The organism is Oceanirhabdus sp. W0125-5 (assembly GCF_027938815.1).
In the GTDB taxonomy this organism is placed as follows: Bacteria; Bacillota; Clostridia; order Clostridiales; family Clostridiaceae; genus Oceanirhabdus.
In genome coordinates, this window is record NZ_CP115913.1 from 2196000 (window position 1) to 2221199 (window position 25200).

Annotated in this window: 16 protein-coding genes; 13 read left to right on the forward strand and 3 right to left on the reverse strand. The window is 29.6% G+C overall.

Annotation, left to right across the window (positions count from 1 at the left end):
- Positions 1-293 precede the first annotated feature (293 nt).
- Together OW730_RS10270 and OW730_RS10275 are read right to left on the reverse strand one after the other, a co-directional pair.
- Positions 294-1787: a methyl-accepting chemotaxis protein gene (locus OW730_RS10270; protein ID WP_271228927.1), complete on the reverse strand. Its 1494-nt coding sequence runs from the start codon at positions 1785-1787 to the stop codon at positions 294-296.
- Between the two features lie 201 nt (positions 1788-1988).
- Positions 1989-2750: a PHP domain-containing protein gene (locus OW730_RS10275; protein ID WP_271228928.1), complete on the reverse strand. Its 762-nt coding sequence runs from the start codon at positions 2748-2750 to the stop codon at positions 1989-1991.
- Between the two features lie 222 nt (positions 2751-2972).
- On the opposite strand from OW730_RS10275, the gene dcd reads away from it, so the two are divergent.
- From dcd to OW730_RS10340, 13 genes are all read left to right on the forward strand, one after another.
- A complete protein-coding gene (gene dcd, locus OW730_RS10280) occupies positions 2973-3494 on the forward strand; it encodes a dCTP deaminase (RefSeq protein WP_271228929.1) in 522 nt (173 codons plus the stop codon).
- A 148-nt stretch (positions 3495-3642) separates the two neighbouring features.
- Complete coding sequence (locus OW730_RS10285) at positions 3643-6735, forward strand: efflux RND transporter permease subunit (RefSeq protein ID WP_271228930.1); 3093 nt, start codon at positions 3643-3645, stop codon at positions 6733-6735.
- A gap of 131 nt (positions 6736-6866) precedes the next feature.
- A complete protein-coding gene (locus OW730_RS10290; RefSeq protein WP_271228931.1) occupies positions 6867-7787 on the forward strand; it encodes an acyl-CoA dehydratase activase-related protein in 921 nt (306 codons plus the stop codon).
- Positions 7759-8859 carry a 2-hydroxyglutaryl-CoA dehydratase gene (locus OW730_RS10295; protein WP_271228932.1) on the forward strand — a complete coding sequence of 367 codons (1101 nt, stop codon included), beginning with the start codon at positions 7759-7761 and terminating at the stop codon, positions 8857-8859. The genes OW730_RS10290 and OW730_RS10295 overlap by 29 nt, the downstream gene beginning before the upstream one ends.
- The gene (locus OW730_RS10300) at positions 8840-9811 is read left to right on the forward strand and encodes an acyl-CoA dehydratase activase (RefSeq protein WP_271228933.1); all 972 of its coding nucleotides are present in this window, start codon (positions 8840-8842) and stop codon (positions 9809-9811) included. The genes OW730_RS10295 and OW730_RS10300 overlap by 20 nt, the downstream gene beginning before the upstream one ends.
- 141 nt (positions 9812-9952) lie before the next feature.
- Entirely contained in the window at positions 9953-11776 is a 1824-nt protein-coding gene (locus tag OW730_RS10305) for a S9 family peptidase (protein ID WP_271228934.1), read from the forward strand.
- Positions 11777-11982: 206 nt separating this feature from the next.
- Positions 11983-12480: an NAD(+) diphosphatase gene (locus OW730_RS10310; RefSeq protein WP_271228935.1), complete on the forward strand. Its 498-nt coding sequence runs from the start codon at positions 11983-11985 to the stop codon at positions 12478-12480.
- A 58-nt stretch (positions 12481-12538) separates the two neighbouring features.
- Positions 12539-13375 (forward strand): sulfurtransferase, encoded by an 837-nt coding sequence (locus OW730_RS10315; RefSeq protein ID WP_271228936.1) that lies wholly within the window; start codon positions 12539-12541, stop codon positions 13373-13375.
- Positions 13376-13388: 13 nt separating this feature from the next.
- Complete coding sequence (locus OW730_RS10320) at positions 13389-14012, forward strand: DUF3267 domain-containing protein (protein WP_271228937.1); 624 nt, start codon at positions 13389-13391, stop codon at positions 14010-14012.
- 291 nt (positions 14013-14303) lie between these two features.
- The gene (locus OW730_RS10325; protein ID WP_271228938.1) at positions 14304-16760 is read left to right on the forward strand and encodes an ABC transporter substrate-binding protein; all 2457 of its coding nucleotides are present in this window, start codon (positions 14304-14306) and stop codon (positions 16758-16760) included.
- 284 nt (positions 16761-17044) lie between these two features.
- Entirely contained in the window at positions 17045-21217 is a 4173-nt protein-coding gene (locus OW730_RS10330) for a DUF5050 domain-containing protein (RefSeq protein WP_271228939.1), read from the forward strand.
- Positions 21218-21427: 210 nt separating this feature from the next.
- Complete coding sequence (locus OW730_RS10335; protein WP_271229546.1) at positions 21428-22297, forward strand: DegV family protein; 870 nt, start codon at positions 21428-21430, stop codon at positions 22295-22297.
- Between the two features lie 197 nt (positions 22298-22494).
- On the forward strand, positions 22495-23760 hold the full coding sequence (locus OW730_RS10340; protein ID WP_271228940.1) for a hemolysin family protein: 1266 nt from the start codon (positions 22495-22497) through the stop codon (positions 23758-23760).
- A 62-nt stretch (positions 23761-23822) separates the two neighbouring features.
- Here OW730_RS10340 and brnQ read toward each other — a convergent pair whose 3' ends face one another.
- Positions 23823-25124: a branched-chain amino acid transport system II carrier protein gene (gene brnQ / locus OW730_RS10345; protein ID WP_271228941.1), complete on the reverse strand. Its 1302-nt coding sequence runs from the start codon at positions 25122-25124 to the stop codon at positions 23823-23825.
- Between the last annotated feature and the right edge of the window lie 76 nt (positions 25125-25200).

A 25200-nucleotide genomic window follows, 5' to 3' on the forward strand; every position in this document is an offset into this window, starting at 1 on the left:
CCTAATAATTTATTTTAACTATTAACTGTAGACATATTTATATTTCTATCACCTAAAATATTAAATAATGACAATGTAAGGGTCTACAACAATAATAATACGATATGAGTATGGTAAAATAAAGATTAAAATGTAATAATATACAATTGTTACAAAAAATTAATTATATATTAGTTGGAAAAAATGACTTGTTTAGACGAAGTAGTGATGATGTATTTACTGTAAAAGGTTAAGGAATATAATAAAAGAGGCATCCAAAAAAGTTTATAAAATCTTTTTTAGATGCCTTTAAGTTATTGCTTTATTGATTCTTGAAGTTTTCTTGATAATTGAGATAACCTATCAGATTCATTTAAAAATTGTTTCATTAAACTAAGAATATCTTGAGAACTAGCACTGATTTCTTGTGAAGAGGCTGAGTTTTGTTCTGCACTAGCAGATATGCTTTCCATATAATCAATGATAACTCTCTTTCCTTGTAGCATTTCGCTATTTTCCATTTCAATGATTTTTATGCTATTCAATAATTCATTAGAATTTTTTGAAATGTTATTAAATATTTTCTCAGTCTGATTAACAATATCAGATTGACTCATCATATAATTAAAGGATATTTCCATTTTTTTAACTGCATTCTCTGTATTATCTTGAATCTCTGTTATGATTTTTTTGATTTCTTCTGTAGATTCTGAAGTTTGTTCTGCTAATTTTCTAATTTCATCAGCAACAACAGCGAATCCTTTTCCAGCTTCTCCTGCTCTTGCACTTTCAATTGATGCATTTAAAGCTAATAAATTAGTCTGATTGGCTATAGCAATTATAGTTTCAACTATATTTCCAATTAATTTTGAACTTTTATCAACTTTATCTATCATTTTATTCAAATCTTCCATAGATTCTCTTGATTCTATATTCTTTTTAGATAATTCTTTAGCAACATTTAAGCCCTTTTCATTAAATTTATTTGATTCATCAAATAAATTAGTGACATTTTCAATTGATGATACAATTTTTTCTATACTATTTCCTAAAGCATTTGCTTTTTCTAAGCCATTTTCAGTAGTTAAGGCTTGTTCTGTTGCTGCTGAAGAAACTTCTTCTATAGCTGTAACTACATCTTGTGTTGCATTGTTTGTATCTCTTGCAACAGCATCTATTTTTAAAGCGGATAATTCTTTAATTACTTCTTTCATACCGTTTATTAATTTTTCATTGTTATCATTTTTCTTATTTACTTCTTCCATGTAATTAAAATTTTCTTCTATACTTTTACGATATTGAGCATTAATAATATATACGATTGCGCTGCATAAGACAATCAGTACAAGTTTTAAAATTAAATCAAAAATTGTGAAGGCATTGTCTATGTTAATTATATAATATGATATTAACAAAATAGTGTTAGCACAGGGTATGTAATAAATTACTAATTTATTCATTACATTAACACATAAAATTAATGGGATTATAATGAAAATCCATTCTACTTGATCAGCTTTATTTCCCAAAATTATAATCCAATTTAATAAAAGAAATTCTATTTGTAATATATGAGTGATCAAATTCTCTTTAATAGGTAGTTTTCTTATTAGGTAAGTTAATGCAGTAAGCACTACTATAGTTATTATTAGAGATATAAGCTGAGCAACCTTATTACCCTCATAATGTGAAATCATCAATGAAATTATTGAAGTTCCAAAAATTATAAATGTGAATACACTAATTATTCTTGCTAGATTATCATTATATTTTTTATTAATGTTTAAATAATAATTTGAATTGTTCATCACGTCGCCCCCAGTAAAATATAATTTTAAATTACATCTGTACATTCGATAAGATTCGAATTTCCTTGTAATATATATATGTATATTATGACTAAAATTGATAAAAAAGTCAAAATAATATTAATTTTGGTAATTATGTATGAGAGTTAAACATTAAATCAAAAGCCTAGTATTCACAATACAGTGAATACTAGGCTTTGTTTAAATAATATATGATTTTCCTATTAACACTCTATCAAATTCGCCTTCCCAGTTACCAGTAAGCTTATGATAGTATTCCTTATTTTTACCTTCCTTTATTAAGTTTCTTATAATTTCTTCTCTTTCAGCAACATTTTTATTAAATTTATATACTCTCTCAGGACAATACCCGCATGTATATTTACCTGATTTAAGAATCTCAATTAATTCTTTTTCATTTTTAGGTGTAGATTCTAATTCATTATAATAAATACCAATATCTTTGGAGTTATGAGCATCAGAATTACTTATTAAATTACAATTCAACTTTTGGGCTAAATTAGAAATTAACTTGGTATCATCTTTACCTATGTTAGTAGAATGAATTTCTAGTGCATCTGGTATATAGTTTTCTATATCTATTTCTATATATTCTTTATATCTATAGGGGTGAGCCTTTGCAATATAGCCATTTCTTTCTCGTACAAACTTATATAGCTCAGGGTATGTCCATTCTCTCTCTTCAATCAATTTATCATGAATTCCCAATATAAGGACATCTTCGCCATTATCTTTCATTCTAACTTCGATACCACCAAATATCTTAAAAGGTGAATATTTTTTATTTAACTCTTTTAAATGGTCTAAAGGTACAAGTTTATTATGATCAGTGAAAATAATAGCATCCAATCCAAATTCAATAGCCTTTTCTATATGTTCCTTTTCTGATGCAATACTGCAAGATGAACGTTCTTTAGCATGAACATGCATGTCAATTTTCATAAGTACAATCTCCTTAATTTTAACTTTTGAAACAAATTATATGTAAATTATAAACAATAATAGTTCGAATAAATATATTATACATTATTTACTATGATTTAAATATTATAATAATCAAAAATTACTTAAAGCATATCAAAAAAATAAACACTGCAAATGATAGCATGGATTATAATGTTCATATCAAGAAAATCGATATATTAGAGAGACGGAGGCACTAATATGATTTTATCAGGAAAAGAAATTAAGAACAGACAAGGAAAGGATATTATAATTGAACCCTTCAATGAAGAACAGCTTAACCCAAATAGTTATAATTTAAGGTTACATAATAAACTTTTAGTTTATGAAAATGATGTTTTGGATATGAAAAATGATAATAAAGTTAAGGAGATAACAATACCAGCAGAGGGGTTATTATTAGAACCAAATAAGCTTTATCTAGGGAGAACTGTTGAGTACACTGAGACAGATAGGTTAGTTCCAATGTTAGAGGGGAGATCCTCTATAGGAAGATTAGGATTATTTGTTCATGTAACAGCAGGTTTTGGTGATGTAGGGTTTAAAGGATACTGGACACTAGAGATATTCTGTGTGCAGCCAATTAGAATTTATCCTGATGTAGAAATATGCCAAGTTTATTATCACAATATTGAAGGAGAATATGATAAATATACTAGTGGAAAATATCAAAATAATAAGGGAATTCAGCCAAGTATGTTATACAAAGATTTTTCGAAATAACATCAAAAGTCCAATAGCTAAGCTTATTGGATTTTTTATTTTGGAAAAATGTAATAAAAGCAGTGCACTTAAAGTATTAATTAAGAGTATTGTGTAAATAATATAAAGGTTTATATAATTTAAGATATTTGGCAAAAGGAGTATGAGAATGAGTAAAATATCTAGTTTTAGTGTAAAAAAGCCTATAACTATAATAATGTCTATATTGATTGTTATTATTCTTGGATTTGTTTCATTAGCAAATCTTACTACAGATTTACTTCCAAGTATTAATCTACCATATGCTGTAGTTTCTACATCATATTTTGGAGCAAGTCCAGAAACTATAGAACAGATGATTACAAAACCCATAGAGAATTCTATGGCTACGGTAAGTAATATTAAAAATGTACAGTCCATTTCTCAAGAGAATATGTCTATGGTAATTCTTGAGTTTAATGAAGATACAAATATGGATTCAGCATTAGTTGAGATACGGGAAAAGCTTGATATGATTACTACGTATATGCCTAGTGAAGTTGGAAATCCAATGATATTGAAAATAAATCCTGATATGATGCCAATTATGAATTTTTCTTTATCAGTTATGGATAAAGAAATTTCAGAGTTAACCTTTTGGTTTGAGAGTGTAATTGTTCCTCGTATTGAAAGGATTCCAGGGGTAGCCTCTGTAACATTAACAGGTACTGCCAAAAATGAAATACAAGTTAAGTTAAACAATGAGAAAATTGAATCATTAAATCAAAAAATTAGCCAATCTCTTCCTACAGGAGCTACTTCTCCAAAAATAAAAATTACAGAAGAAATGATATCAGGGATACTTAAAGGTCAAAATTTCAGTATGCCTACAGGTTACATTAATCAAGAAGGGACAGATTATCTTGTACGAGTTGGAGATAAATTAAAGGACTTAGAAGAACTTAAGACACTTCCTATTATGTCAAATCCATTAATAACAATTACTCTACAGGATGTGGCTGATATTAATATGGTAGATATATCTGAAGAATCTTATTCAAAGGTAAATGGCATAGATGCAGTAATGATATCTATTCAAAAGCAAAACAATTATGCTACCACAGATGTTGCGGAACTAGTAGAAGAAGAACTTGCTAAGATTAATGAGGAGTTTGAAAATGTTGAAACTGTTATGTTGATGAATCAAGCTGATTATATCAATGACTCAGTTAGATCAGTAACTAATAATTTATTATATGGAGCTATACTTGCTGTAATAATATTATTCATCTTTTTAAGAGATTTAAAACCAACAATTATTATTGCCCTGGCAATACCTATAAGCGTTATGTCGGCTTTCATAATGATTTATTTCTCGAAGATGACTTTAAATATTATCTCAATGGGAGGGCTTGCTCTTGGTATTGGTATGCTTGTAGATAATTCAATTGTTGTTATTGAAAATATATATAGACTTAGAAATGAAGGGGTAAGTGCAAAAGAAGCTGCTATTAAAGGGGCACACCAAGTTGCTGGGGCTATTACTGCTTCAACATTGACAACTGTTTCAGTATTTGCACCAGTTATATTTATGAAGGGTATAACAGCAGAGATTTTTAAAGAAATGGCATTAACAATTTCCTTCTCACTTATTGCAAGTTTGATTATTGCATTAACCCTAGTACCTATGATGGCTTCAAAAATCATGAAGAACTCACAAATTAATAAACAACATAGAGTACTAGATGGGATTAAGAAAGTATATACAAGGATGCTTAAGTTTTCTCTTAAGCATAAAATAACAGTGATTTTATTAGCTTTAGTGCTATTCATAGGAAGTATTTATGGGTCATTAAAGATTGGAGCCGAGTTCTTCCCCGAGTCTGATCAAGGACAGATAATGATAGATGTTACAATGCCTGTTGGATCAGAGTTTGAAGATGCAGCACAAATGCTTGATAAGCTAAGTGAGATAATAGGTGGAATTGAAGATGTTGATACAGTAGGTGCATCTCTTGGTGGAGATATGATGTTTGCTATGATGCGTGGAAGTGACTCAGCAAGTATGAATGTACTTTTAGCAAAAGACAGAAGTAGAACAACTAAAGAAATTGCACAGGAAATAAGAGAAGCTACTGCTAATCTTGAATGTGAAGTTAGTGTTTCTGAAGCGGGTATGAATATGGGAGGTATGGGCGGCTCTGGTATATCAATTATGGTTAAAGGATACGATGTTAAGAAATTAGAGAATATTGCAAAAGATATTGCTGGGCTTGTTGAATCTACAGAAGGAACAACAGAAATAAATAATGGTATTTCAAAGACCTCTCCTGAATTAAAAATAACTGTAGATAGAGAAAAGAGTATAGAAAAGGGATTAACTAATGCTCAAGTTTTTATGGCAGTTAAGGATGCTATAAGTGAAGATAATAAAATATCTAAACTTGCCTTAAATGGTCAGGAGTATGATATTAGTGTCTATGATGATATCTCTAGTAAAGAGGAAATGGACATTGAAGGAATTAAGAACTTAACAATTGAACCACCTATGGGTACGAAAGTGAAGGTGTCAGATGTAGCAACGGTAGGTATAGAAAAAGGATATGCATCTATTAGAAGACATGGGCAGACAAGGTATATTACTGTAACTGCTAAAATTAAAGATGGTTATAATGTAGGTTTAGTAGGAAATGATATTGAAGAGAAAATTAATGACTATGATGTTGAAGAAGGTTTTACTGTAGAATTACAAGGGGAACAAGAGGAAATTAGAAAATCATTTACAATGTTACTATATGCATTGTTATTAGCTATTGTTTTAATTTATATGGTAATGGCATCTCAATTTCAATCATTACTATATCCATTTATAGTTATGTTTAGCATACCTTTAGCCTTTACAGGTGGTTTCTTAGGATTATTTATTACTAATACACCAGTAAGTGTTGTTGCTTTAATAGGTCTCATTATACTTGCAGGGATTGTTGTTAATAATGGGATTGTAATTGTGGATTATATAAATCAACTAAAAGAAGAAGGAAAATCCACGTATGATGCTGTTATAGAAGCAGGTAATACAAGGTTTAGACCAATCATTATGACAGCTTTAACTACTATTATTGCTTTATCAACCATGGCATTAGGTGTGGGAGAAAATGCAGAAATGATGCAGCCTATGGCAATTACAGCTATTGGTGGATTAATATACGCCACCTTACTTACATTAATAATTATTCCAGTAATATATACTGCATTAGATAGATTGAGGAAGAAAAGAGTGTAATAAATACAAAAGCAGGTCATTAGGTTGATCTGCTTTTATTTTGTAAAATAATTATAGATTGTCTCTAGGAATATTATAAACTTTTTAGTTAATAATAAAAGATGGTTGATATTAGCAAAGGAGAGAAGTAAATGAAAATTGGAATACCTAAAGGGTTGCTCTATTATAAATATCATCCTTTTATGGAGACGTTTTTTTTAGAGTTAGGAGCAGAAATTGTTGTATCAGAGGATACTAATAAAGCTATATTAAATGAAGGGGTAAAATGTTGTGTAGATGAGGCTTGTTTGCCTATAAAAGTTTTTCATGGTCATGTAGCATCAATCAAAGATAAATGCGATATTCTCTTAATTCCAAGAATAATGAGAATAAGAGAGAAAGAATTCATATGTCCAAAGTTTTGTGGACTTCCAGAAATGGTTGTTAATTCAATAACAGATATGCCAGAAATTATCGGGGTACCAATGTATGCAGATAGTGATAAGAATTTAAGAAAGTGGGCATTGCAAGCAGGGAGAAGAGTAACGCCAAATGTTTTAAAAATAAAAAAAGCATTTAGTAAGGCTTTAATGGCTCAAAATGACCTAGAGGTTGGAATAAATGATGATGGTTACAAAAAGAGCGTATTATTAATAGGTCATCCATATTCTATATATGATAAATATATAAATATGAATCTTGTTAAAAAATTAAATAAATTAGGTGTTGGGGTAATAACAGAAGAGCATATTGAAGACGAGCATAAAGATATTGAGGTAAATAAGCTATATAAGAAACCATTCTGGTCATTTGTAAGAGATTCATATGGCACAGCACTTCACTTAAGTAAAAATGAAGAGATTGATGGAATCATCTATTTGTCATCCTTCGCTTGTGGAATAGATTCTGTGATTATTGAACTTATACAACATAATAACTTGGATATTCCAATGCTTATATTAAAAACTGATGAGCATAGTGGTGAAGCTGGATTTGATACAAGAATAGAGGCTTTTGTTGATATGATGGAAAGGAGAAATAGAATTGAAGGTAACATTTCCACACATGGGTAATATATATATTGCAGCTAAAGCTGTATTCGATACTTTAGGAGTTGAATATGTAATTCCTGAACTGAATAATAGAAAAGCGCTTGATGTTGGGGTGAAACATTCCCCGGAGGAAATATGTTTGCCCTTTAAAATAATGATAGGGAATTATATTGAGAGTATTGAAAGGGGCGCAGATACTGTAATTATTGTTGGAAGTTGTGGGCCTTGTAGGTTTGGAGAATATGGGGAACTGCAGATGAATCTAATTAAGAGATTAGGTTATGATGTTGATTTTGTTATGTTAGATGCTCCTAAAGATGTTGGTGTTAAGGAGTTTTTAGATAGAATAAGTAAAATAACCTCACATAGCAAAAAAAGTAAGATTGAAAAGATGAGAGCTATTAAAAATGGTCTTACAGTTATAAATCTTTGCGACGGTATTGATGCTAAAGCTCATGAGTTAGTAGGGTATGAAATTAATAGAGGAGAATGTAAAAGGCTCCTAAAAGAATACAAGGATAAGGCATTACACAGTAATGGTGTTGATGAATTAATTAGCATATTAAGAGAATATAAGAAGAAGATAAACAATGTAAAAATTGATAAAAATAAAGAACCAATTAAGGTTGGGATTATTGGTGAAATATATACTGTAATAGAACCTTTTTCAAATCTTTATATAGAAGATAGATTAATGGATTTTGGAGTTTGTACTAAAAGAGCTTTAACACCAAGCTGGTGGGTTAAAGACTTGCTTACTAAGAGTTTTAAGTTGAATTCATTAGATATTAGAAGAGCATCCCTTAAGTATTTGCCCTATTACATTGGGGGGCATGCTAGAGAATGTATAGGAGAGACTGTTCTAGGACAAAAAAGCGGACTTGATGGAGCAATACAGTTATTTCCTATGGGGTGTATGCCTGAGATAGTTAGTAAAGCAATACTTCCAACAATCTCTAAAGATAAGGATTTTCCAATTCTTACACTAGTAATTGATGAGATGACAGGAGAAGCAGGATATATTACAAGAATTGAAGCATTTTTAGATATGCTTGAGAGGAGGAAGAAAGCGGATGTATTATATGGGAGTTGATGTAGGCTCGGTTAGTACAGATGTAGTATTAATAGATGAAAACAATACTGTTATTGAACAAATTTATATTAGAACAAAAGGGAGTCCAATAAATGCTGTTCAAAATGCTTTTAAAACTTTAAAGGAAAAATATAGTGATAAACAAATTCAAGCGGCTGGAACAACTGGCAGTGGAAGGCATATCGCTTCATACTTGATTGGAGCAGATATAGTTAAAAATGAAATTACAACTCATTCAGTGGCTGCATTAGAAATTGATAAAGATGTTAGTACAATTATAGAGATTGGTGGGCAAGACTCTAAAATAATTATTTTAAATAGAGGAATAGTGTCCGATTTTGCAATGAACACAGTATGTGCAGCAGGAACAGGGTCATTTTTAGACAGACAGGCAGAAAGACTTGGAATACCAATTGAAGAGTTTGGAGATTATGCGGTTCAGTCAAATAATTCAGTGAGAATAGCTGGAAGATGTGCTGTTTTTGCTGAATCAGATATGATTCATAAGCAGCAACTTGGGTATGATAAATCAGATATAATTAAAGGATTATGCGATGCTCTTGTAAGAAATTATTTGAGTAATGTAGGTAAAGGGAAAAACATACAATCTAAAATATTCTTCCAAGGAGGAGTTGCTACTAACAAAGGAATGGTAGCTGCATTTGAAGAAGCATTAGGATGTAAAGTGTTTGTTCCAAAGTACCATAAGGTAATGGGAGCATTAGGGTCAGCAATTCTAGCTAAAGAGAAAGTAAAAGAGAGAAAGTACACAAACTTTAAAGGCTTTAATGTAGCTGATATGGAGATTAAAACAAAATCCTTCGAGTGTAAAGGATGCTCTAATGGATGTGAGGTTGTAATGATTAATGATGAGAATGCAACTTTAGGCTGTTTTGGAGATAGATGTGGAAAATGGAGCAGCAGTTATGTAGAAAAGATAATCAATAGTTAATTATATGGTTAATCATTATATCAAGTCATAAACAATATTTTGTTTATGGCTTGTTTTGTTAAAAAGAATTTTATGTGTTAATATATAACAATAAAACCAATATGTACAATAAAAGTAATGGGATATATAGGAGGGACAAGTATGAGTAATAAAAGCTTAATTAGAAAAATACCAATTGAAGACTTTTTGAGAAAACCGGAAAAACTATTTTTTAAATTATCTCCAAATGGAAATAATATTTCATTTGTAAAGCCTTATAAAAAAAGACTTAATCTACATATTCAATCAATTAAAGATAAGGAAGAGGTAAGAATAACAAATTCCTTAGATAGAAATATATCTATGTATATTTGGGCTAATGATAATCGCATAGTATATATGAAAGATAAAGGTGGAGATGAAAACTATAGATTATATGCAGTTGATATTAATGGGGAAAATTTTATGGAATTAACTCCTTTTGATGGAGTAAGAGCAGAAATTCTAGATGGTTTAAGAGGTATCAATGAAGAAATATTAATACTTTTAAATAAAAGAGATAAAAGGATGTTTGATGTTTATAGTATCAATGTATACACAGGTGATTTGAAAATGGTAGCTGAAAATCCAGGTGGGGTTACCGAATGGGTAGTAGATTATAACGGAGAAGTAAGAGCGGCTTCATGCTATGATGGAACTTCAACTAAAATATTATATAGAGAGTCTGTAGATGAAGAATTTAAGTTAGTACTTGAAAGTGACTTTAGAGAACCTATATCACCAATATGCTTTAGTTCTGATAATAAGAATTTATATGTTTCATCTACTATTGGAAGGGACAAGTCAGCTATATATGAGTTTAATCCAAAAACAAAAGAAAATATTAACTTATTATTTGAACATGAAGACGTTGATGTTACTCAAGTCTTAAAATCAGATTTTTATAAGAAGGTTGTAGGAGTTAAATATACTACAGATAAAGAGTATATTCATTTTATAGATCAAAATAGAGTCAGAATTCATAGTAAGATTCAAGAGAAACTAAAAGGTCTCAGCATATCATATGAAAATATGAGTATAGATGAGAGTAAAATGATTATACATGCATATAGTGACATAAATTCAGGAGCATATTATCTATATGATGTAAAGTGTGATGTGCTTATAAAATTATGTGATAAAAGACCATGGCTTAATGAAGATGAATTGTGTGAGATGAAACCAATTAAATTTAAAGCAAGAGATGGCTTTATAATTCCAGGGTATTTAACATTGCCAAAAGGAGTTGAACCAAAGAACTTACCAATAGTTATTAATCCACATGGAGGACCTTGGTACAGAGATATATGGGGATTTAATTATGTAACACAATTTTTAGCTAATAGAGGTTATGGTGTTCTTCAAATAAATTTTAGGGGTTCTACTGGATATGGAAGAAAGTTCTTAGAGGCTAGCTTTAAGCAGTGGGGAAAAGATATGCAAAATGATATTACTGATGGAGTGAATTGGCTTATAAATGAAGGGGTTGCAGATCCTAAAAAAATTGCGATTTACGGAGTATCCTATGGAGGGTATGCTGCTTTAGCTGGAGTTACATTTACACCTGATTTATATGCTTGCGCTGTAGATGTAGTTGGACCATCAAATATTTTTACATTGCTTCAGGATATGCCACCTTATTGGGAGGCATTAAGAAAAATGATGTATGAGAAGATGGGAGATCCAGAAGAGGATAAGGAGTTATTGAGAGAAGTGTCTCCAGTGTTTCATGTTGATAAAATAAAGAGTCCTTTATTTATAGTTCAAGGTGCAAATGATCCAAGAGTTCCGCAGGATCAATCAGATGGAGTTGTAGAATCCTTAAGAAATAGAGGTGTGGAAGTTAAATATTTGGTGAAAGACAATGAGGGGCATGGATTCAGTAATGAAGAAAATGTTATAGAGATGTACAAAGAAATGGAAAAATTCTTAGAAGAATACTTATAGTATATTGAAAAAGCTATCAAAGTTTAATTTTGGTAGCTTTTTCAAATGTATTAATTACATATAAAGAATTGTAAAATAAGAGAGAGAAACTATTAGGTATATATTGTACTATATGTTATAATATGCTTGAAATTTAAGTGATTAGATAGTGAATATTACTACTCGTAGAACTATTATATTTCTATACGAGTTAAAGGGTGGTTAGTATGGAAATTAAATTTTGTCAAAAATGTGGAAAAAAATTAACTCATAGAGAAATTGGTGATGAGGGACTTGTTCCATTTTGTGAGGAGTGCAATACTCCTTATTTTAAATTCTCTAAACCATGTGTTTTGATTGCAGTTATAAATGATAATAAAGAAATTGCTTTATTAAGACAAGAGTATGTTTCTTCAACTAATTGGGTATTAGTAGCTGGATTTATTCAGCAGGGCGAAACAGCAGAAGGATGTGCAATTAGAGAAGTTAAAGAAGAAACAGGGTTGAAGGTTATAAAATACAAATATATTTCAAGCTATTATCATTCAAAACGTAATTTATTAATGTTAGGATATATTGCTTATGTAAAAAAAAATGAATTTAGAATTTCAGGAGAAGTAGATAAAATTAATTGGTTTTCTATTAGTGATGCTCATACTTATCTTAGAAATGGTAGTATTGGTATGGAACACTTTAATAATGTAAAAAAAGTTTTAAAAAATTAAATTTTTGTTCTGCATTTATTGTGATCAATCATTAAATGCTGCATAGGAGGAAATTAAAGTGAAAAACATAGTAACTATAGATTGGTTAGCTGAAAATTTAAATAATGAAAATTTAGTTATTTTAGATTGTAGATTTGGTATGAAGGAGCAACAATATGGATTAAATGAATATATTAAGTCTCATATAAATAATGCTATATACATAGATTTAAAGGATTTGATTGGAGAAGTAAAAGAACATGGGGGAAGACATCCGTTACCTTCTTTAAATGGGTTTGTGAAGATGATAGAAAACTCAGGAGTTGATGATGAAAAAGTTGTAGTTATTTACGATGATGGAGAATTAGCACCAGCATCTAGACTTTGGTTCATGTTGAAATATATTGGTATAAAAGATGCTTATGTACTTAATGGAGGATTTAGTACATGGATTGAAAGAAAACTTCCTGTAACTGAAATGGTGAGTAAGCCAAAAGAATCTAAAGGTATTAGAATGAATATTAACTCTAAATTGATTTGTGATAAAGAATATGTGAGAGAAAATTTTAATAAAGAAGAGTCAATAATAGTAGATTCTAGATCAAGGGAGCGATATTTAGGTTTAGAAGAACCACTAGATAAGAAAGCGGGTCATATACCTGGGGCTATAAATTATTTTTGGAGAGATAACTTTAATGGAATAAAGATAAAAGATTTAAATATATTAAAAGAAAGATTTGAAGAATTGAACGATTATAAAAAAATAATTGTTCATTGTGGGTCAGGTGTTAGTGCATGTGTAAATGTTCTATTGATGAGTGAGATTGGATTGAAGCCTATTCTTTATTTAGGAAGTTGGAGTGATTGGATAAGCTATGATGATAATGAAATTATAAGCGAAAAATTGATGCCATAGGAGGAAAATGATTATGAAATTGATTTGGAAAGGTAAGTTTGATAATGAAGAGCAATTATCAAGTGGAAATCTACCAGATAATGCAATAAAATTTAAAGAACCTGAAACTCTTGCTAAGGTGAATTTAGTAGCTAGTTTATTTATTATTCCTGTAATTGTTATTATAGGAATTGCTATTTATATTAAAAGGAAGTTAGGTGGAAACGTTGGTATTTTTGATATGTTTAACCTATGGGGGATATTATTAGCATACTTGATGATTATACCTCACGAATTTTTACATGCTATAGCATTCCCGAAGGATGCAGAAGTTGAGGTTTGGTATTCTGTGAAAAATATGATGGCATTTGTTTTCTCTACAAGCCCAACTTCAAAAGCAAGGTTTATTTTTTTAAGTTTATTACCAAACATGATTTTTGGATTTATACCCCTAATATTATGGATTTTTATTCCTGAAGAGTTTGCGATAATCTCAAAGATTGTTTTAAGTTTTGCGACTTTTAGTTTAATGATGGGAATAGGTGATTTTTTAAATGTTTTTAATGCTGCAACTCAAATGCCTAAAAATTCAATTACTCAGCTTTCGGGTTTGCATTCATATTGGTATATGTCTGAAGATGATAAAGTTAATATGTAATTGATATTATGAGATAGATATAAAACTATCTCATTTTTATTTTATTATTCACAAAAATTCATATATGTTTAGAGTGTCTAAAACTTTGGAAATTAAAACTTTTTAATAAAATTGTGCCTTTAAATGTCAGACTGAGTTTTCTAATAATGATAATTGTGGTAAAATGTTCTTAAGAAAAATATTAATTTACATATATAAACAATTAATGAAGTTATCTTTTAATATATTTCAAATTTTGATTTTAATTTAGTGTATATAGTTAAATAAACATTTCGTGGGGGTGAAAGAAAAATGGGTATAATCAAATTTAAAAAGAGCAAAAATGAAAAAAAAGATCCAATATTAGAGAATGTTAATGTTAAAGAATTGGAAGATAGAAATAATAGACTAAGAAAATTAATTAATAAACAGAAAAGTCAAAGTATATTGACTGAAAGAATATTAAAGGAAGCTGAAGATGCGATAGAAAGTACTGAGGTTCTCTTAAAATCTGTTGAAGAAATAAATGTACAGATGGACAAACATACGGAAAATATTGATAAAACTATTAATGTTTCAGCAGAAGTTGGAGCATTTTCTCAAGAAGTATGTGCTAGTGTGGAAGAATCTATGGGAGTTGTAGAAGAATCGTTAAGTAAAGCTGAAGAAGGAAAGAAATCTCTAGATGCTATAATGGAGAGCTTTCTTAATATTAAGCATACAGTTGAAAATATGAGTGAAGCAATGAATAAGCTTTCTGAAAAATCTAATGAGATTAAAGGAATTGTTGATATTATAAAGCAAATATCAAAAACTACTCATTTATTATCATTAAATGCTAATATTGAAGCTGCAAAAGCAGGAGAAGCTGGAAAAGGCTTTACTATTGTAGCACAAGAAGTTAAGAAGCTAGCGAATAGTAGCTCAGATTCAGCTGATAGTATTAACAATATAATAGATGAAATGGCTTATGTTACTAAAGAAACATTAGGTATTGTTGAAAAAGGTGTTGAAACTGTAGAGGAAAGTACGTTGGCTGTTGAAAAATCAGGGATAGCTTTTGGTGATATAATGACCTCAATAGAAAAGTCAAAACATATCTCTAATCAGATAAATCAAGTTATGAGTGAGCAGGCTGATAAAAACCAGTATATGTTAACAGTTATTGATGATATGGTTAAAGTTTCTGACATGGTTAAGGTATTTAATGAAAATATTTCAATAAATGCGGACAAGCAGAAGGCAGTACTTAATATTCTTGAGTCAGCAATAATAAATCTTAATGAAATGTCTGAAGAAAATGTTAATGATTTATCCAATGAAATAAGTAGATTTAGAATAGGATTAGGTAAGCCAAGTACTTTTGATCCAGCTATGATTACAGATGTTGAATCAACAAAAATTAGTTCAGCACTTCATTTGGGATTAGCACAATTTGGGATAGGTACAGAGGTAGTAGGAGCAATTGCAAGAACGTGGCATGTTGAAGAAGATAATTTGACATGGAATTTTAATTTAAGAAGAGATATGAAATTTCATAATGGTAGAAATATAACTGCTGATGATGTTAAGTTCTCTTTTGAGAGGCTTCTTAGCAAAAAACTTAATTCTCCAAACAGATGGTTTTTAGAAATGATAGATGGCGCAGATGAGTATTTTGCTGGTAGAACATCTTCAGTTTCTGGAATTAGAGTTGAAGGAAAATATAATATTAAAATTAGATTGAAATATGCGTACAATATGTTTATAAATAATTTAGCTCATTGCAGTTGTTCAATTTTACCTAAGGAAGAGGTCGATTCTAAGGATATTGGTTTAATTGGAGCGGGTTCATTTAAATTTGTTTCTAAAACAGAAGATGGGTTGATTTTAGAGAAATTTGATGAATATTCATTAGGGAAAGCTTTAATTGATAGAATAGAAATTTATTTTAAAGTAGAGAATGCAGTAGATAAATTCGTTGCAGGGGAATTGGATTACATAGATGTACACAAAAATAATATTGAAAAGATAAAGAATGAAGGTTATAGACCAGAAAAAATCCAATGTGTAGGTGCTAGATTCTTAGCTATGAATTTTAAGAATTCAAATCCTGTTGTTCATAATAAAGCAGTTAGACAAGCTATTAATTATTGTGTTGATAGAGATAGAATTGTTAAAGAGGTATTTGGTGAAATGGAGATTGTTTCAAGAGGGGCATTCCCAAATAGCTTAACAAGCTATAGATCAAAAGCTTATGATAGAAATTTAATGAAGGCAAAAGAACTTATGAAATCTAGTGGGATAAATTCTGGAACATTAACAATGTCGGTTTCTTCAGGTGCTAAAAATCACGAAAAGATTGCTGAAATTCTAAAAGATAATTTAAAAGAAATTGGAATTCAGGTAAAAACTTTTAAGGTTAATGGGAATTATTTTAAAGAAAGTTCTTCTAACAGTAATTGTGATATATTCCTTTATGGATGGGTTGGGGATTCAGGTACTCCAGACAATTTCATTCAACCGTTAATTGATAAAGACAGTGCTATGAATTTTGGTAAATATCATAATCAAGAGATTGTTCAAATGCTAGAACAAGCTAGAAAAACTAAAAATCCATATAAATATAATGAGTTGATGAATGATATTGAAAGTAAGATTATTGATGATTCACCATGGATTTTCTTATCTACAATATGCAGCTCTTATACTCATGGTAATAATATTAAGGGGTTAAAGGTTCATCCATTAAATGTTGTGAAATTTAATGATATTTGGATAGAAGATTAATAGTAAAGAACTGAATAAAAGATTAAGTATAAAATCATTAGATGTTGATGATGCAAGGAGTAGCTTGCACAATCAACATCTTTTTTTATTAAAAGAATTATGGTATGGAACTTTTTTTATCTATATTTATCACCAGTTTTAAAACAATTCCAGTATGTCCTATTTATATATTTTGTACCATGAACATATCATATAAGTTTGAAATTTTTTTTGTTAAGATAAGTAAAGGATAAAAGACAATATATTATATATGCATATAAAAAACACAAAATAGGAGGAATTAAATGAAGAAAAAGGTTTGTAATTGCAGGCTTTTTATTTTTTTAGGTGTATTTTTATTATTAAGTGGATTATATCTATTTAGTGGGGAATATGAGAAAGTAGAAGCAGCAGAAAGTTTACCTAGAATCGCAATTGTAGGTTTAGAACATTCCCCTTTCGTTGAAGGCGATGAAAATGAGTTTTATATTTCTTCAAAGAACTTTAGTGGTGAAGTACAGTATCAACTTTTTTATACTTCTAAAGAGTTGATGGGTGATAAGTGGGCACTTATTGAGAATGAGGATATGGTAAATGGATGGACAAAACCATCAAATGCAAATGAAGCAGTTAAAGTTAAATTAACAAAGTTAAATTTAAAACCTTCATATTATAGATTTGCCATAAGAGTTAGAAGAGTTGGATATAAAGGTAAGTATGAAAACTCTTATGGAGATTATGATAATGCTTATCCATTTATGATAACAGTTAAAGAAAAAGCTGATATTAATTTAAATGGTAACATGATAACAGATAAAACAGAATATGAAAACTATGAAAAATTAATCATTGATGGAGTTGAAGGAGCGGAAGAAGATACTGAGTATAAACTTCACATATATGATATTAAGAATAGCAGATGGCTTGGAAATTTAACTGAATATAGTTCTAAAACAGAATACAATCTTCAGACTTTAAAACCAGGAAAGTACTTGGTTGATATATGGGGGAGAAGGAGTGATTCCATCAATAAATATGATGGATGGAAGCTTAAAATTATTGAGGTAAAAGAAGAACAGCTTCCTAAGGTTGCGATTGTTGGATTAGAACATTCTCCTTTTGTGGTTGGAGATGAAAATGAGTTCTATATATCATCTAAGAATTTTGATGGAGAAGTACAATATCAACTTTTCTATACTAATAAAGAACAGATGGGAGATAAATGGGAAATTATTAATGATCAATATATGATTGATGGATGGACTGCGCCAGCAAAATATAATAAGCCAGTTAAAGTGGATTTAACTAATTTGAATCTTAAAGCAGGATATTACCGATTTGCCATAAGAGTTAGACGTGTAGGGTATAAAGGGAAATATCAAAATTCTTATGGTGATTATGACAATGCTTATCCTTTTATGATAACTGTTATGGATAGTTCAAATACGACATTAAATGGTGACATGATAACAAATAAAATTGAGTTTAAAAAGAATGATAATTTAGTTATTGAAGGAGTAGAATCAGAAACAAAAGATACTCAATATAAACTTCATTTGTATGATGTTGATAACAATAAATGGTTAACAAATCTTACTGAATACAGTGAGAAAGTTGAGTATGATCTAAGTAATGTTCCAGAGGGAACTTATTTAGTAGATATCTGGAGTAGAGAAAGTAATTCAAGCAGAAAATATGATGGTTGGAAACTTAAGCTAATTAATGTTACAACTGAGATTAATGAAGTGATAAATGTTGATGACATTGAGGAATTTGCTTGGATGAATACAGATCATAAATTACCTAAGAGAATTCCAGTTAATATGGAAGATGGTTCAATTCAAAATAAGTTTGTTCAGTGGGACTCTCAACCTAATACAGCTGTAGAGGGGACTTTTAGTTATGAAGGATCTGTGTTAGGATATGATAAAAAAGTTAAGGCTTCTGTGAATGTAAAGAATGGAACAGGAAACACTTCAGGTAATATCATAAATATGGGATTAGTTGCTGAAAAAGATAATTGGATATATTACCACAATATTTCTGATGAAGGAAAGCTTTATAAGTATAATAAAGACACAGAAGAAATAGTTAAGATGATTGATTATACTGCATTGTATATAAATGTTGTTGATGAATGGATATATTATGCTAACTTTTCAGAGAATGGCCATGGAACAATTTACAAGCTTAAAACCGATGGGTCATTGATAAGTATGTTAAATTATGATGTAAGTGAACAAGTTACTGTAAAGAATGGATGGATTTATTATGCTAATGCTTCAGATGAATACAAGCTTTACAAAATTAATTTAAATGGTGGACAAAGAACAAAATTAAATGATGATACTTCATTAAATTTAAATGTTGATGGGGAGTATGTTTACTATACTAATATCAGTGATAACAATAAGCCTTATAAAATCAAAATTGATGGAACAGATAGAACAAAGCTTGGAGAAGATGAGGCTGCATTTATCAATGTATATGATGGTTATATATACTATGCAAACAAAACTGAGAATTATAAGATTTATAAGATGAAAACCGATGGGACTGAAAATATAAAAGTAAGTGATGATTCTGCACTATACTTAAATATAAACGATGGATATATTTATTATTATAATGTAACTTATCTTAATGGGATTTATAAAATGAGGATAGATGGAACAGATAACAGTAGAATGACAACTATGGAGTCGGTGAATATTCAAGTTGCAGGAGATAATTTTTATTATTTAGATGGTGAAGATGATTATAGGTTATACACAGGTTTGACAGATGGATACAATGAAATTGTCTTTGGTGTAGAAATTAAAAATATTAAAGACCTTGAAACAACAATTGCTATGAATCATTATTACTCACTTCCAACAAGTGTAGAAGTAGAAATGATGGATGGGATAACTAGGAAGCGCTGGGTTACTTGGGAGGAAGGAAGTGAAGTTGATACTAAAGTACCAGGGATATATAACATTGAGGGGACAGTTAAAGGATATAGTGAAAAAATAAAGCTAAAAGTAACTGTACTTGGAATTGATCAGTTTAAAGGAGTTATAGAAAAGACAGTTTCTTTGTTTGATACTTCAAGAGTTAATTTGAGTTACATTAGTTATGTACCTGTGATTTTGGAGAATGGTGATGAAAAATTATACAGTGGACTTACTTGGAATCCAACTGAAATTGAATTTGATAAGCCAGGTGTATATACTGCTGAGGGTACAATTGAAGGATTTGATGGGAAACAGATAATTAAGTTCAATGTTATTGAAATTGACCATTTTGTTGATGATTCATTTGAATTAACAATTCCTAGAGGTGGTAGTGCTGGTCTTCCCAAAAAGTTGAAGGTTATTATGAGTGATGGAAGTGAAAGAGAAGTAGAGATAGCTTGGGAATATGAAAATTTAGATATCAATAAGCCTGGTGAATATATAATTAATGGATATCCCATAAATAGCTATAGAGTAATAGCATATGACCATAAGGCTACGTATAAAGTAAATGTTGTTGAGAATGATAATACGGTCTCTGGAGAAGTTATATATATAGATGGGGACTGGGTATATTACAAGAATATTTATGATGAAAAAAAGATATACAAAATTAGAGAAGATGGTTCAGGTAGAGCAAGGGTAAGCGATAAAGAGATAATAATTTATGAAATAAAAGATGGTTGTATATACTTCGCATATGGTTCAGCACCGAACATTGGAGTTTCTAAGAGTTTATATAAAATGACAACTGATGGAAAAGATATAATAAAATTAAACGATGATTATACTTTCTGGGATTATCAATTCAGTGGAGAATGGATATATTATATTAACCCTGATGATAGAATCAGTAAAATGAAAACTGATGGTACTGAGAAGACATTATTAGGGGATGGGGATGTTAGAGAAATGAAGATTGATGATGGGTGGATATATTTCATCAATGACGAGTATAACAGACATCTTTATAAAATCAGAATTGATGGCACTGGAAAAACAGAATTAGTTAATAAAGATACTATATATTTAAAGGTTAAAGGTGATTTTGTATATTATGAGGTAAGAGATGCTTTATATATGGCGAGAAAAGATGGAACGGAACAAAAGGAATTAACTGGTGGATATAAAAAAGAAATAATTGAATACCACCTTGTAGGAGACTGGGTGTATGTCATTCAAAGAAACTATAATGACTATGATTTATTGAAGGTAAAAGTTGATGGAAGTGAAAAACAGCTTTTATTGAGTCGTATGAACTCTGAGCCTAAACATTTAAGTATATATGGCGAGTGGATAAATTATCAGTTTGGTGAGTATATATATAAACTAAAGACAGATGGCACTATTAATGAGTTAATAGTTGAAGAAAGAGTAGAAGTAATTAATATGATGGATGGTTGGATATATTACAAGAAAATTTTTGGTAATTTGATTTATAAGATAAGAGTTGATGGAACTGAAAATCAAATAGTAATGTAGAATATCAAAGGAACCTCATTTCATAAATTTGTGAAATGAGGTCTTTTTTTAGAATTTAAACAAAATTATTAATAAAATATGAAAAACGCATATATTTGTTTACTAAAATCTTTATTTAAATTATAATTTTTAATATGAAGATAAATTTAAGATGGGTTTCCATTATTTATTTAATCAAATATTGTAAAGGGGGTTTTAAATGTGAGTATTATGCTTCTTGTTGATTCTTGTAGTGATCTTCCATTGGAGTTTATTGAGAATAATCTTAATATAATTGATACTATAGGTATGAGTGTAAACATCGATGGAAAAGATTATTATGATGACTTTGGTAAAACTCTAAGTCACAAGGAATTTTATGGATATCTAAGACAAGGAATTATGCCCAAAACTGCTGCAATCAACTCATATAGCTTTTTAGAAAAATTCAAAAAACATCATGAAAAAGGATATTCATTAATCTACTTAGGGTTCACTTCAGGATTAAGTGGTACATTTAATAATGCAGTGATGGCAAAGGAGATGTTTTTAGAAGAACATCCTGATGCAGATATAACTGTTATTGATACAAAATCCGCATCTGTTGGAGAAGGTGTATTGGTTATCCATGCTGTAGAAATGATTAGAAAAGGTCATTCTAAAGAAGAGGTTATAAAATGGATACAAGAGAATAAAATGAAATCAAATCACTGGTTTGCTGTGAATGATTTAAATTTTCTAAAAAAAGGTGGGCGTTTATCTGCTACTAAAGCAGCTGTAGGAACAATATTAAATGTAAAACCTATTCTTACGGTTGATGATCAGGGAGAGTTAAAGCCGTACACATCTGTAAGAGGTAGAAAGAAATCAATGAAGTTTATTTATGATAAGTTAGTAGAACATATGACAAATCCAGAAGAGACTATTGTTGTTATTGGTCATGGGGATTGTTTAAATGATGCAATAAAAATTGAAAAATATATTAATAAGCACTTAAAATTGAAAAAAGTTATTGTAACAGAACTTTGTTCAACTATTGCGTCCCATGTAGGACCTGATATGATTTCCCTTGCTTTTATTGGAGAGGGTAGAGAAAATTAATAACCGCTATTATATTTTTATATTATTAATATTATTTGGGAATTAAGTTTTAAACATATATAGTTCATATATTTTATATAAAAACCGTACTGAGGCATTTCAGTACGGTTTTGTAATTGGCAAATAAGGTTTTTGAATAAATAAGTGTTTATAAAAGAAAAATATTTAGTAAAGATAGTTTTTGAGGAGGTTTTATTTTGCCAAAAATATTATATGTAAAATTAGGACTATTAATTCTTTTATTAATACTCTCTGGAATGTTTTCCAGTGCTGAAACCTCCATAATGGGAATGAGTATTGCTAAGATTAAACAAATGGAAGAAGTAGATGAAAAAGGGGCAAAAACCTTAAAAAGATTAAAGAAAAAATTAAGCAATATACTCATTACAATTCTTATTGGAAATAATCTTGTTAATATTGCTGCTACAGCATTATTGACTGAATTGACTGTAGAATATTTTGCAGGAGCAAATGCTGCCATAATAACAACAGTAATAATGACTATATTGATTTTAATTTTCGGAGAAATTACCCCCAAAACCTATGCATCACAAAATCCAGAAAAAGTAGCTGTTAAAGTAGGCAGTCTTTTAGAATTTTTAGATTTTTTATTTAAACCAATATCATTAATTTTGAAATTCATTACAAATTTTATTATTAAAACTCTAGGTGGAGATATAGATCACATAAGTACCTTTGTTACAGAAGAAGAAATAAGGTCATTAGTAGACGTTGGAGAAGAAGAAGGAATTGTCAATGCTCAGGAAAGAGAGATGATTGATGGTGTTTTTGATATAGATGAGATGAATGTAAGTGAAATAATGGTACCTAGAATAGATGTTGTTGCTGTTGAAGAGTCTAGCTCTTTGTGTGAAATTTTAGAAATAATAAGAGATTACGGGCATTCTAGGATACCTGTATATAAGGAGAGTATTGATAATATTATTGGGATAATTCATGCAAAGGATTTATTAATATTAGATATAGTAAATATGAATGAAGATGATTCTGCTGATATATCATCTTTAATGAGACCTGCTTTTTATGTGCCAGAGAACAAAAAAATCAGTGATCTTTTAGTAGAATTCAAGCAAAAAAAGACTCATATGGCAATTATTTTAGATGAATTTGGTGGTACAGAAGGAATTGTTACCATTGAAGATGTAATTGAAGAAATTGTTGGAGATATATTTGATGAGTATGATGATGAGGTTAAATTAATTGAAAAGATTAGTGATAAACATTACATTGTTAAAGGTGATATTGATTTAGAGGAAATTGAAGAATTGTTTAATGTAGAATTTCCAGAGGAAGAGAACTATGGTTCTTTGGGAGGATATATATTTAATACATTAGGAAGAGTTCCTTTAGAAGGAGATAAGGTGGAGTATAGAGGGTTAAAAATGTCTGTTAAAAAAGTCTACAATAGAAGAATTATTCAAATTGAAATTGAAATTACTTAATATTAAAAGCCATTGTTTTATTTATTAAAAAACAATGGCTCTATTGAACTTTGGATAACTTTTTACTCAGTACATACTTCTCTCTCAGTTGCTTTTGTTTCAGTGCTTTTAACTAATATAAAAGTGATAATAAATACGAAGAGAGAAGGTAATACCCATCCAAATCCTAATTGATTTAGTGGAATTATATTTAATAAGTCTTTTAGTTTAGATATTGAAGCTAGGTCAGCTAAAGTGTTAAGTACACCAATTGTAAGAGCTGTATATGTTGTATAAGCCATGACCTTTTTACCGATTTTATCATATATAAATGAAGTTAATAAAAGTACAATTACTAAAGGATATAACACTCCTAAAATTGGAACTGCGAACTTAACTATGCTGTCTACACCCATGCTTGCTATAAATATGCTTATAGCAGTAAGTATGAATGCTGAAGTTTTGTAAGATAATTTCTCGAACTTATTTGAGAAATATTCACATACAGTTGCAGATACTCCAATGGAAGTTGTTAAACAAGCTAAGCTAACTGCGATACCTAGAGCAACCATCCCCAATGTACCTAAGGTACTTTTTGCAACAGTGATAACTAAGAAGCTTCTAGAGACACCCTCATGAACAGCCGAAGTTTGTGCTCCTAGATAAGTTAATCCACCATATATTAAGGCTAATCCTGTAACTGAGATAAGTCCAGCTTTAAGTGATAGATTAATAATCTCATTTTTCTTTTTATATCCCTTTGCTTTTATAGATGCAACAACAATGGCAGCTAATATAACTGAACCTAAAACATCCATTGTTTGATATCCTTCTAAGAGAGCTGATGGGAATACTGAATCAATTTTACTAGGTGCTATTTCTCCAAAAGGAGATACAATACCTTTTATGATTATTGAAGATAACATAACTAAAAGTGTTGGTGTTAAAACTGTTCCTATAATGTCAATTATAGATGATGGTTTTAAAACAAAGAACAGATTAATAATAAAGTAAATTATTATTATCACTAATGGATTTATATCTCCAAACAAAGGTTGTACACCTAATTCATATGTAGTAGCAGCAGTTCTAGGTATAACCAATAATGGACCCAAAACAATCATTAAAGCCATATTTACTATTAAAGAAAACTTAGTTCCTATTTTATCTGTAATATTAGAGAATTGGCCATCGTAATTAGCACAAGCTAAAATACCTAACAATGGAAGTCCTACTCCTGTTAAAATAAACCCTATCATAGCTAGTAAATAACTTGAACCAGTCATATTTCCTAATGAAGGAGGAAATATCAGGTTTCCAGCACCGAAGAACATAGCAAATAATGCAAAACCTATAACTATAACATCTTTAATTTTCTTTTTCATAACAACCCCTCCTTAATAAATAAAAATTTAACAATATGCAATAAATATTTCACCTCTATAATAACATGACAGATAT